The sequence below is a fragment of the Pseudomonas sp. KT_2_4 genome (assembly GCF_041410225.1).
Lineage (GTDB): Bacteria > Pseudomonadota > Gammaproteobacteria > Pseudomonadales > Pseudomonadaceae > Aquipseudomonas > Aquipseudomonas paracarnis.
This window is the reverse complement of the sequence record NZ_CP166962.1, coordinates 1,263,734-1,276,791: the sequence shown is the minus strand read 5'-3', so window position 1 is coordinate 1,276,791 and position 13,058 is coordinate 1,263,734. Positions and strand designations below refer to the sequence as shown.

Genomic DNA, 13,058 nt, shown 5'->3' with positions numbered 1-13,058 from the left:
ACCATGCTTTCCAACCCTAATATCGACCTGGTGTCGCGCTTTCTTCGCTTGCCTCTGGAGCAGCGCCAGCAGTTTTACCAGCGCCTGCAAAGCCGGGGCATGAGTTTCGCTCAACTGCCGATTGCTCCCACCCGCCACGACAGCGACACACCGACGTTGTCTTACGCCCAGGAACGCCAGTGGTTCCTTTGGCAACTGGACAAGGACAGCACCGCCTATCACATCCCAGGCGCCCTGCGTTTGCAGGGGCACTTGGACCTGGCAGCGTTGCAACGCAGTTTCGACAGCCTGCTAGCCCGGCATGAAAGCTTGCGCACGCAATTGGTCGATGACGGTCAACGCCTGTGGCAGGCAGTGATGCCGCAGGCACGGGTGCAGATCCAGCAGGCGCACGTCGACCAAGCGCAGTTGATGGCGCGGGTGGAAGAGGAGGTGGCGCGGCCGTTCGATTTGCACCAGGCCCCGTTGTTGCGTGTGACGCTGTTGCAACTGGCCGAGGATGAGCATGTGCTGGTGATGGTGCAGCACCACATCGTCTCCGATGGCTGGTCGATGCAGGTGATGGTGGAGGAACTGGTGCAGCTCTACGCCGCCCATAGCCAGGGCCATGACCTGCAACTTCCGGAGCTGCCGATCCAGTACGCCGACTACGCGCTGTGGCAACGCGGCTGGATGGAAGCCGGGGAACAGGCGCGCCAACTCGCGTATTGGCAGGCCCTGCTGGGCGGCGAGCAACCGGTGCTGGAATTGCCGCTTGACCGCCCGCGCCCGGCGCAGCAAAGCCATCGCGGTGCAAGCCTGCAGGTGCATCTGCAACCGACGCTGGTGGCGGGGCTCAAGCGCCTGGCGCAGCAAGAGGGCGTGACCGCGTTCATGCTACTGCTGGCGTCGTTCCAAGCCCTGTTGTATCGCTACAGCGGGCAGTCGGATATCCGCATTGGCGTGCCGAACGCCAACCGTAACCGTGTCGAAACCGAGCGGCTGATCGGCTTCTTCGTCAACACCCAGGTACTCAAGGCTGACCTTGACGGGCAGATGCGCTTTGCCGAGCTGCTGCAACAAACCAAACGCCGCGCCCTGGAGGCCCAGGCCCATCAGGACCTGCCGTTCGAACAACTGGTGGTGGCGTTGCAGCCCGAGCGCAGCTTGAGCCACAACCCATTGTTCCAGGTGATGTTCAACCACCAGACCGATGCCCAAGGCGGCCGCGAAGGCCAGCAGTTACCGGGCCTGCGTGTGGTGGAACTGGACTGGGACAGCCAGACCACCCATTTTGACCTGAGCCTGGACACCCATGAATCCGCCGACGGGCTTTGGGCCGCGCTGACCTACGCCACCGACCTGTTCGACGCCGCCACCATCGAGCGCTTGGCGCAACATTGGCAACACCTGCTGCAGGCGGTGGTGAGCGCACCCCGCAGCCGCCTCTGTGAACTGCCAATAGTGGGTGCCGCTGAGCAACACAGGATGCTCCAGGACTGGAACACCCCCGCCGGTGTCACCCCCTTTGAGGCTGTACACCGGCTGTTTGAAGCCCAGGCTGATCAGCAGCCGGAACGTCAAGCCCTGGCCCTGGATGAGCAGACCCTCAGCTATGGGGAACTGAACCGTCAGGCCAACCGCCTGGCGCATTATCTGCTGGCTCAGGGCGTCGGCCCTCAAGGGCTGGTGGGGATCGCCGTGGAGCGCTCCTTTGCCATGGTGGTCAGCTTGCTCGCGGTGCTCAAGACAGGAGCGGCCTATGTGCCGCTGGACCCTGAGTACCCCCGCGAACGCCTGGCGCATATGCTTGAGGACAGTGGTGTGGGCCTGGTGTTGACCCAATCGCACCTGCATGGGCGCCTGCCGTTACCGGCCCAGGTGCTGGCGGTGGACATCGACCGGGTCCAGGCGCAGTTGGCGTTGCGTGCCGACGATAATTTGCCGGTTGAGGTCGAGCCCCAGAGCCTGGCGTATGTGATCTATACCTCCGGCTCCACAGGCAAGCCCAAGGGGGTTGCCATCAGCCATGCAGCACTGAGTGAGTTCGCTGGCATCGCGGCGGATTACTCGCAGCTGGTTGCCCAGGACCGAGTGTTGCAGTTTGCCACCTTGAACTTCGACGGTTTCGTCGAGCAGCTGTACCCGGCGCTGACCCTTGGTGCCACCGTGGTACTGCGTGGCCCGCAGTTGTGGGACGGTGCCGAGCTGTATCGGCAGATCATTGCCCAGGGCATTACCCTGGCCGACTTGCCCACGGCCTACTGGAAGCTGTTCCTGCAAGATTGCCTCGCAGCAGGCCCAAGGACCTATGGTGCCTTGCGCCAGATCCATATCGGCGGCGAAGCCATGCCGTTGGACGGCCCGCTGTTGTGGCAGCGCGCCGGGCTCGGCCATGTGCGCTTGCTCAATACCTACGGGCCTACCGAGGCCACCGTGGTTTCCAGCGTGCTGGACTGCACTGACCCGAGCGCCGTCAGCGCCGGGGGTGCCAGCCCCATTGGCCGGGCGCTACCAGGGCGTGGCCTGTATGTGCTGGACCGTGACCTGAACCTGCTACCGCTGGGCGCCGTGGGTGAACTCTATATCGCCAGCGCCAATGGCTTGGCCCGTGCGTATTTGCAGCGGCCGGGCCTGACCGCCGAGCGCTTTGTCGCTGACCCGTTCAGCCCATCCGGCGAGCGCCTGTACCGCACCGGCGACCTGGCGCGCTATCGCGCCGATGGTGTGGTGGAGTATGTCGGGCGGGTCGATCATCAGGTCAAGGTCCGTGGTTTTCGCATAGAACTGGGTGAGATCGAAACTGTGCTGCTGGCCCAGGACAGCGTGCGTGAAGCGCTGTTGCTGGCTGCCGACAACCAACTGCTGGCCTATCTGGTACCTGCGCAGACGCTGTCTGAAACCGAGCGCGCCGAGGTGGGCGAACAGCTGATGGCCACCTTGCGCGACCACCTGCCGGACTACATGGTGCCGGCGCACCTGATCTTCCTCGAGCGCATGCCGCTCAACCCCAACGGCAAGCTGGATCGCCAGGCCCTGCCCAAGCCAGATGCCAGCGTGGAACAACAGGATTGGCGGGTGCCGGTCACCCCGTTGCAACAACAGGTGGCGGCGATCTGGGCGGCTATTCTGGGGGCCGAACGGGTGGGCTTGAACCAGCACTTCTTCGAACTGGGCGGGCATTCCTTGCTGGCGATGCAGGTGGTGTCACGCATCCGCCAGACGCTGAGCCTGGAAGTGCCGCTCAAAGCCGTGTTCGAACACCCGCGGCTGGAGGCGTTTGTCGCGGCCATGCAAGCCCAGGAGAGCCCATCGCCAACGGCGCCGGCCCTGCTGTCGGCCGGGCGCGTGCAGCCGTTGCCGCTGTCTTACGCCCAGGAGCGACAATGGTTTCTCTGGCAACTGGAACCCCACAGCGCGGCGTATCACATTCCCAGCGCGCTGCGCCTGAAAGGGCAATTGGACCTGGCTGCGTTGCAACGCAGTTTCGATAGCTTGCTGGCGCGTCATGAAAGCCTACGCACCCATATCCGCCAGGATCACGACGGCGCGGTGCAAGTGATTGAGCCGCCAATGTCCTTGCCGATCACCCAGGCCGATGCCGATGAAGCCCAGCTCAACGCCAGGGTGCAAGCGCTGATCGCCCAGCCGTTCGACCTGCAAGAAGGCCCGTTGCTGCGTGTCACGCTGTTGCGCCTGGCCGCCGACGAGCATGTGTTGGTGTTGGTGCAGCATCACATCGTCTCTGATGGTTGGTCGATGCAGTTGGTGGTCGAGGAACTGGTGCAGTTGTATGCCGGTTACAGCCAGGGCCAGGACGTGCAGTTGCCGGCGCTGCCGATCCAGTATGCCGACTATGCCGTATGGCAGCGCAGCTGGATGGACGCCGGTGAGAAGCAACGTCAACTGGCCTACTGGCGTGAGCTGTTGGGCGGTGAGCAGAGCGTGCTGGAGTTACCGTTCGATCACCAGCGCCCGGCTGTGCAGAGCCACCGCGGCGCACGCCTGGCATTCGAGCTGACGCCGGAACTCACTCAGGGGCTCAAGGCTTTGGCCCAACAGCAGGGCGTGACCCTGTTCATGTTGTTGCTGGCATCGTTCCAGACCTTGTTGCACCGCTACAGCGGCCAGGAAGAAATACGTGTCGGCGTGCCGATTGCCAACCGCAATCGCAGCGAGACCGAGCGCTTGATTGGTTTCTTCGTCAACACCCAGGTGCTCAAGGCCGATGTGCATGGGCAGATGAGTGTCGAGCAGTTGCTGCAGCACGTTCGGCAACGCGCCCTGGAAGCCCAGGCCCACCAGGATTTACCGTTCGAACAACTGGTCGAAGCCCTGCAACCTGAGCGTAGCCTGAGCCACAACCCGCTGTTCCAGGTCATGTTCAATCATCAGACTGACGTCGGCCAGGCTCAGGTTCAGCACCAATTGCCAGGGCTGCGGGTAGAAGGGCTGGACTGGGACAGCAAGACCGCACATTTCGACCTGGACCTGGATATTCAGGAGTCCACCGAAGGTATATGGGCCACCTTGGGTTATGCCCAGGACCTGTTCGAAGCCAGCACCGTGCAACGCATGGCGCGTCACTGGCAGAACCTGCTGCAAGGTATGGTCGCCAACCCACGACAGCAGCTCAGCCAGTTAAGCCTGCTGGACGCGACCGAACAACAACAGATCCTGCAACTGTGGAACCGCACGGAGTCTGGCTTTTCGGCCGAGCGCCTGGTGCACGAATTGGTCGGCGATCGCGCCCGCGAAACTCCGGACGCGGTGGCGGTTAAATTCGACGCGCAAACCCTGACTTACGGTGAACTGGATCGCCAGGCCAACCGCCTGGCCCATGCCTTGATCGCCCGTGGCGTCGGCCCGGAAGTGCGGGTGGCTATCGCCATGCCGCGCAGTGCCGAGATCATGGTGGCGTTCCTGGCGGTGATGAAAGCCGGCGGTGTGTATGTGCCGCTGGATATCGAATACCCACGTGATCGCCTGCTGTACATGATGCAAGACAGCCGCTCGAAAATGCTGTTGACCCATTCGGCCGTGCAACACCGGTTGCCGATCCCGGACGGCCTCGACGTCTTGGCGGTGGATCAGGTGCAAGCCTGGTCGGATTACAGCGATACGGCCCCGACTGTGGCGCTGGACGGCGACAACCTTGCCTACGTGATCTACACCTCCGGCTCCACCGGTTTGCCCAAGGGCGTGGCGGTGTCACACGGCCCGCTGGTGGCGCATATCATCGCTACCGGCGAGCGCTATGAAACCTCGCCGGCCGATTGCGAGCTGCACTTCATGTCGTTCGCTTTCGACGGCTCCCACGAAGGCTGGATGCACCCGCTGATCAACGGCGCCAGCGTGTTGATCCGTGACGACAGCCTGTGGCTGCCGGAATACACCTACGAGCAGATGCATCGCCATAACGTGACCATGGCGGTGTTCCCACCGGTGTACCTGCAACAGTTGGCCGAACATGCCGAGCGCGACGGCAACCCGCCGGCGGTGCGGGTGTACTGCTTTGGCGGTGATGCCGTGGCTCAAGCCAGCTACGACCTGGCGTGGCGCGCGCTGAAACCCAAGTACCTGTTCAACGGCTATGGCCCGACCGAAACCGTGGTCACACCGCTGTTGTGGAAGGCACGCAAGGGCGACCCTTGCGGCGCCGTCTACGCGCCCATCGGCACTTTGTTGGGTAACCGCAGTGGCTACGTGTTGGATGCGCAACTGAACCTGCAACCCATCGGCGTGGCCGGCGAGTTGTACCTGGGCGGCGAGGGCGTGGCCCGGGGTTATCTGGAGCGTCCGGCGTTAACCGCCGAACGCTTCGTGCCGGACCCGTTCGGCAAGCCCGGCAGTCGCGTATATCGCAGCGGCGACCTTACCCGCGGGCGTCCGGATGGCGTAGTGGATTACCTGGGGCGTGTGGACCATCAGGTGAAGATCCGCGGTTTCCGTATCGAACTGGGGGAAATCGAAGCGCGCTTGCGTGAGCAAGCCAGTGTCGGTGAAACCGTGGTGGTCGCCCAAGAGGGGCCGACCGGTAAGCAACTGGTGGCCTATGTCGTACCACTGGACCGGACGCTCCTGGATGATGCTGTCGCTCAATCCACCGGTCGCGAAACCTTGCGGCGCGCCTTGAAAACCCGCTTGCCGGACTACATGGTGCCGACGCATTTGATGTTCCTTGAGCGTATGCCGCTGACCCCCAACGGCAAGCTCGACCGCAAGGGCTTGCCGCTGCCGGATGTGAGTCAGATGCAGCAGGTGTATGTGGCGCCCGAGAGCGAGTTGGAGCAACAGGTGGCGGCCATCTGGGCCCAGATCCTGGGCGTGGAGCGTGTCGGTCTGGCCGATCACTTTTTTGAATCGGGGGGGCATTCATTATTGGCGATGCAGGTAATTTCGCGCCTGCGTCAACTGTTGGGTCGGGAAGTACCCCTCAGAACAATGTTTGAGCAACCGCGACTGCAGGGGTTTGTCGAGACCCTGTGCAACTCCCATGAATCACAGGCAAGTGTGCTTCAGATCCTGCCGGTCAGCCGTCAACAGCCGTTGGCGCTGTCTTATGCCCAGGAGCGCCAGTGGTTTCTCTGGCAATTGGATCCGCACAGTGCGGCCTACCATGTACCCAGCACCTTGCGCTTGCGTGGCTGGCTGGATCATGCGGCTTTGCAACGCAGTTTCGACAGTCTGGTAGCCCGTCATGAAAGCCTGCGAACGCAGGTACATCAGGACGAAGGGCAGGCCTTCCAGATAATCCGTGAAAACGGCACTGTGGACATCCTTCATGAGCAGGTCAATGAGGCGGACCTGCAACGTCGGGTAGAGACCGAGATCGCGCAACCTTTCGATCTGCATCAAGGGCCGTTGCTGCGCGTAACCTTGTTGCGCCTGGCCGAAGACGACCATGTGTTGGTGCTCGTGCAGCACCATATCGTTTCCGATGGCTGGTCAATGCAGGTGATGGTGGATGAGTTGGTGCAACTTTATGCCGCCTACAGCCAGGGCCAGGACCTGCAACTGCCGGCGTTGCCGATTCAATATGCTGACTATGCCCAGTGGCAGCGTGACTGGATGACGGGTGGTGAACGCGATCGGCAAATGGGTTACTGGCAGGCTCTGCTTGGCGGTGAGCCGTCAGTGTTGGAGCTACCCCTTGATCGGCCGCGACCTTCGGTGCAGAGCTTTCGTGGTGCAAGCCTGGAGATCAAGCTTGCACCGGCATTAGTGGCGGGGCTCAAGGCCCTGGCGCAGCGTGAGGATGTCACGCTGTTCATTGTTTTGTTGGCGTCGTTCCAGGCTCTACTGCACCGCTACAGCGGGCAGCAGGATATTCGCGTGGGTGTGCCTATTGCCAATCGTAACCGGGTCGAAACCGAGCGCCTGGTAGGTTTTTTCGTCAACACCCAAGTGCTAAAGGGCGATTTCGATGCGCAGCTGACGGTCACCCAGCTGTTGCAGCAGGCCAAGCACCGGGCGTTGGACGCCCAAAGCCATCAGGACTTGCCGTTCGAGCAATTGGTCGAAGCCCTGCAACCTGAACGCAGCTTGAGCCGCAATCCGTTGTTTCAGGTGCTTTTCAATCATCAGAGTCAAGCGCGTCTAGCCAGTACGAGCCAGCAACTACCCGACCTGAGGATTGAAAGCTTGGAGTGGGGCACGCAAACCGCTCAGTTCGATTTGAGCCTGGACACACAGGAAACCGTCGATGGGCTATGGGCAACCCTGACTTATGCGACCGACCTGTTCGATGCCGCCACGCCCAATCGCATGGCGCGCCATTGGCAGAACCTGTTGCAGGCCATGTTGGATGACCCTCACCAACGTGTCGCTCAGCTACCGCTATTGGAACCTCTTGAGCATCAGGTGATAGTCGAACAGTGGAACGACACGGCGCAGGATTATCGGTTGGAAGACAGCGTGCAGAGGCAGATCGAAGCGCAAGTGCGGCGCACACCGAATGCCCAGGCTTTGGTGTTTGGCGCTCAGACACTGAGTTATACGCAGTTGAATGCACGAGCCAATCGATTGGCGCACCGCTTGATCCAGGCCGGTGTCGCGCCTGATGTGTTGGTAGGTGTGGCGATGGAACGCTCCATTGAAATGGTGGTAGCACTTCTGGCTGTGCTTAAGGCAGGTGGCGCCTATGTGCCGCTGGACCCGGACTACCCGCGCGAACGCCTGGCCTACATGCTGCAAGACAGCAACGTACCGCTGCTGCTGACGCAGGCGCATTTGTTACAGGCCTTACCGGTCAGCGCGCCCTCGCACTGTCTGGTGGTCGAGCCCGACGATCACTGGCTGAGCGAGTATGCCGATACCGATCCTGATGTGGCCGTAGACGCGGAAAATCTCGCTTACGTCATTTACACCTCCGGTTCCACCGGCCAGCCGAAAGGGGCGGGTAACCGCCACTGTGCGTTGACCAATCGGCTGCTATGGATGCAACAGGCTTATACGCTCGGCGCCGAAGATACGGTGTTGCAAAAGACACCGTTCAGTTTTGACGTATCGGTATGGGAGTTTTTCTGGCCCTTGATGACCGGTGCACGGCTGGTGGTAGCGGCTCCTGGAGATCATCGAGATCCATCGAAGTTGGTGGAGTTGATCAATCGGCACCAAGTGACCACCCTGCATTTCGTGCCTTCCATGCTGCACGCATTCCTGCAGGATTCACAGGTGGCCAGCTGTCAGGGGTTGCGCCGTATCATCTGTAGTGGCGAAGCCTTGCCGGTGGGGGTGCAGCAACACGTATTCGCCGAGCTGCCGAATACGGGCTTGTTCAACCTGTATGGACCGACTGAGGCTGCGATTGATGTGACTCACTGGACGTGCGTCGATGAGCATCGTGACAGCGTGCCGATTGGCAGACCCATTTCCAATCTGCGCACTTACGTGCTGGATGCGCAGTTGCAGCCAGTCGCGGTGGGCGTTGCGGGCGAGTTGTACCTGGGGGGCGTCGGGCTGGCACGCAGTTACCATCGACGTCCCAGCCTGACCGCAGAGCGGTTTGTACCGTGCCCGTTCCAGCCTGGCACGCGGTTGTATCGTACCGGCGACCGGGTGCGACAGCGCAGGGATGGCGTGATCGAATACATTGGGCGCCTGGATCATCAAGTAAAACTACGCGGTTTGCGCATAGAGCTGGGTGAGATCGAGGCGCGCTTGCTGGAGCATCCACTGGTGCGCGACGCCTCGGTGCAAGTGCATGAAGGCAAGTATCTCGTTGGGTATGTGGTGCTGCAGGATTCGACACTCGCCTGGCGTGATGCACTGAGCACTCATTTATTGGCACATGTGCCGGACTACATGGTGCCTGCGCAGTGGGTACTGCTGGACCATATGCCACTGAGCCCCAACGGCAAACTGGATCGCAAGGCGTTGCCTGCGCCGGATTCAAACTTGCACGAACGGCACTTCGTCGCAGCGCGCAATACGCTGGAGCAAACACTTGTAGCCATTTGGCGCGAAGTCCTGGAGCTTGAGCAGGTGAGTGTCGAAGATAACTTCTTCGAGTTGGGCGGGCATTCGTTGCTGGTCTTGATGCTCAAGGAGCGCATCCGCAAAGCTGTTGGCGTGGAGCTGTCGGTGAGTCAGTTGATGCTCAATCCGAGCGTCGCAGGGCAGGCGGCTTGCCTTGAGGGAAGCGCTGGCAGTTCGTTGATCGTGAGGCTCAACAGTCAAAGCCGTGGAACACCGTTGTACCTGTTCCATCCCAGCTATGGCTCGGTGCATTGTTACAAGGCGATTGCCCTTGCGTTGCGTGAGCACAGGCCGGTGATGGGGGTGATGTGTCGCGCCTTGGCCGAGGAGGGCAGCGAGGTGCCAGCCTGGGCTGCAATGGTCGAGGACTACACGACGCAATTGTTGAAGGCTCAGCCCGAGGGTCCGTTCCGTTTGGCCGGTTGGTCGCTGGGGGGCAACCTGGCGATGGAAGTCGCCTATGGCCTGGAGCAGGCGGGCCGACAGGTCGAGTGTGTTGGCTGGATCGACGCATCCCCGCCGCAGTGGGTCAAGCCGTTTTGGGATACGGCGGTGATGGTTGACGAAAGAGATATTTCTGCCAATGAACGGCGTGTGGAACTGTTGGAGGTGATGTTCCCTGAGTTCTCCCAGCAGATTCATGCCCACTGGTCCGAGCTGCAATGCTTAGAGGCTGCAGAAGGCGAGCAATGGACTGCATTCAGCCACTGGGCCGAGGAAACCCTGGGCTCGCGTTTTGGCGAGCTCAAGGATGAGTTGCTCAGTGGCCACGAAGCGCAGATTTCCTGGGAGGTTGACCGCATTCTCGGGCAGCGCCTGCACGATGCCGACTTCAAGGCGATCAAGGCACCGATAAGTTGCTGGTGGGCGACCTTGAGTCGTACTGGGGTACATCATCAATTGATTGAGGCGAGCATGCTGGAAGTTGCAGTGCAATCAACGATCGAGCGCTCAGTGTTGATCGAGACCAGCCATGACCGATTAATCGATAACGCAGAGTTCGTCCATAGCTTCGCTGCCGCGATGAGCTGACCAGAGGCCAATATGAAAAGCCCCCAGTCACCTTGAGCGACTGGGGGCTTTTTTATGGCCCTATCTATAATTCGGACAAACAAACCGCCCCGGGCAGTCATTGCCTCGGGGCGTCTGATCCTGCTTTAGAAGTCCCAGCGAGTGCTGAGCATGAAGTTACGGGGTTCACCATAAGCGGCAGAATTGTAGAAGCCGATGTTGGTGTAATAGGACTTGTCGAAAACGTTGTTGATGTTCAGCGTCGCCGACACGTTTTTAGTGAATTGATAACGGGTCATCAGGTCCACCAACCAGTACGCTTCTTGAGAGAACTCCTCGTAGCCACCACGGGGAGAGTTATAGATATTCTGCCAGCCAACGCTCTGCCAGCGAGCGCCACCGCCAACGGTCAACTTGTCAAGATTACCCTTGAGCTTGTAAGTGGTGTACAGGCTGACCTGGTCTTCGGGTTCGAAAGTGGAAATCTTGACGTCTTTGTCGTCACGCACAATCTTGTGCGTATAGCCAGCCTGGAGCTGCCAGCCCGGAGCCAGTTCGCCGGACATCTCCAGCTCGTACCCCTTCGTCACGGCCTGGGTGCCTTTGAACGCGTAGTTCGAGGGGGTAGGTTTCAAGTTGTTGTAGTCATCGTCCGAAACGGAACGGTTGTCTTCATGGATCTCGAAGTAGGCCGCACTGGCGTTTACACGACCATCCAGGAAGTCGGCCTTTACACCCAGCTCCCAATTCTGGCCTTCGTCCGGCTCAAGCAGCTTGTTGTCCCTGTCGCGGTTATAGCTTTCCTGGGGCATGAAAATATCGGTGTAGCTGGCGTAAACCGAGTAGGTGTCATTCAGGTCGTACACCGCACCGACATAAGGTACGAAGCGTCCTGACTCGCGATAGGTAGGGTTGTAGCCGGTCACCGTGTAGTTGACTACCCGGCCACCGAGCAGCAGCTTCAGGTCGTCAGCAAGGTTCAGCCGTGTTGTCATGTACATGCCGGTCTGGCGGACGGTGTCGTCGATTTTCGATTGTGGTTTGCCCCAATCAGGTTGCGGTGCGTTGCCGTGCCAGTTATTGAAGTCCACCAGGTTGGGGGCGAGGTTCCAGTAGCCATTGCCATTCCATTCCGAAGCGCTGATGGAACCGCCGAATACCAGTTCATGCTCCCTGCCTCCCAGGCTGAAGGGGCCGCTTACATACAGATCGGCGGAGTCACTGACGGTTTCACCGGTGTATTTGCCCGAAGTCAGCTGTGACTTACCATCCAATCCCGGGGTGTCACCCTGAATGGAACCCATGAGTGCGTGGTAGCCGTTGATCTTGTGATCCAGTTGCAGTTTGGTTATCCAGCCATCCCCCAGGTCGTGCTCCAACATGGCGAAGACGGTGCGGGTGTATTGCTCCCAACTGCTCCAGTCGGCCGCGTTGTTGAACGAGCGCTTGACGTCGTTGCGATTACCCTGGGCGTCGATCAATGGGAAACTGCCCGACCAGGATGAGCCTTTCGGCAGGCTGTCCTGATAATCGCCGCCGACTGTCAGCAGGGTATCGGGAGACAGGTCGAACTCCATGATGCCGTAGTAAGTCGGGCTTTTGCGCTCGTAGCGGTCCATGAACGAGTGTTTGTCCTGATAGGCGGCGACGGCCCGGCCACGGATATTGCCGGTCTCGGTCAGCGGGCCACTCACATCCAACTCGCTGCGGTAGTTGTCCCACGAACCGGCACCCAGCGTGGCATGACCTTGGAACTCAGAGGTCGGCTTTTTGCGTACCAGGTTGATAGTGGCCCCCAGTGAACCAGCACCGGTCAGCAGGCCAGTCGCGCCCTTGAGTACTTCAACACGGTCGTAGATCGCCATGTCGCTCAGCGTGTTCCCCGCCGAGTAAGCCACGTTGCGTGCGGTGGAAGGGATCCCGTCATATTGGAAGTTGTTGATAGAGAAACCACGAGCGTAGTAGTTGCTGCGCTCAGTATCGAAGGCTGAAACGGTAATGCCCGGCGTGTGGCGCATCACGTCGTCGACACTGTTCAGGCCAAAGTCGTCCATGTGCTGACGCGTGACCACGGTCACCGATTGCGGGGTTTCCTTGGGTGTCAGGACCAGGCGCGTTGCGGTGGCAATCGAGCCTGGCGTATAGGAGCCGGTATTCTCGGTGACGTTACCCAGCATGTTGCCAGTGACTTGCGTCGGGCTCAGCTCCAGCCCACCACCACTACCAGCAGCAGTGACAGTCAAGGTGTTGCCGTTGAGGTTATAGGTGGTCTGGCTACCGGCCAGCAATGCATTGATGGCCTGCTGTGGCTGCATCTTGCCCTTGACGGCGGGGCTGTTCTTGCCCTGCACATCGCCCGGGCTGTAGAGCACTTGCACATTGGTCTGGCGGCCAAATTCCTGCAGTGCGCTCCCCAGCGACTGCGCAGGAATATTCAACTCGATCTCCTGGGCTTGCACATAGCTTGCAATCGGCATCGACACAGCCAACGCCAGGGCACTCGGCAAAAGGTTGATGTTCAGGGCCCGGCGCATGGATAGCGCTTTGCTCAGGGGGCTGAGACCGAGTCGTGCTGGCATGGATGCTTT

The 13,058-nt window shown here is 60.5% G+C and carries 2 protein-coding genes; one reads left to right on the top strand and one right to left on the bottom strand.

The window, feature by feature from the left end; all coding sequences use genetic code 11:
- Window positions 1-3: 3 nt before the first annotated feature.
- Window positions 4-10,491 (top strand): amino acid adenylation domain-containing protein, encoded by a 10,488-nt coding sequence (locus AB9N64_RS05615; RefSeq protein WP_371360041.1) that lies wholly within the window; start codon window positions 4-6, stop codon window positions 10,489-10,491.
- Between the two features lie 125 nt (window positions 10,492-10,616).
- On the opposite strand, the gene AB9N64_RS05610 is transcribed toward AB9N64_RS05615, so the two are convergent.
- A complete protein-coding gene (locus AB9N64_RS05610; protein WP_371360040.1) occupies window positions 10,617-13,049 on the bottom strand; it encodes a TonB-dependent siderophore receptor in 2,433 nt (810 codons plus the stop codon).
- Window positions 13,050-13,058 lie beyond the last annotated feature (9 nt).

Coding starts and splice junctions, on each gene's coding strand:
- AB9N64_RS05615 (WP_371360041.1), top strand. CDS start 4: ATGCTTTCCAACCCTAATATCGACCTGGTGTCGCGCTTTCTTCGCTTG.
- AB9N64_RS05610 (WP_371360040.1), bottom strand. CDS start 13,049: ATGCCAGCACGACTCGGTCTCAGCCCCCTGAGCAAAGCGCTATCCATG.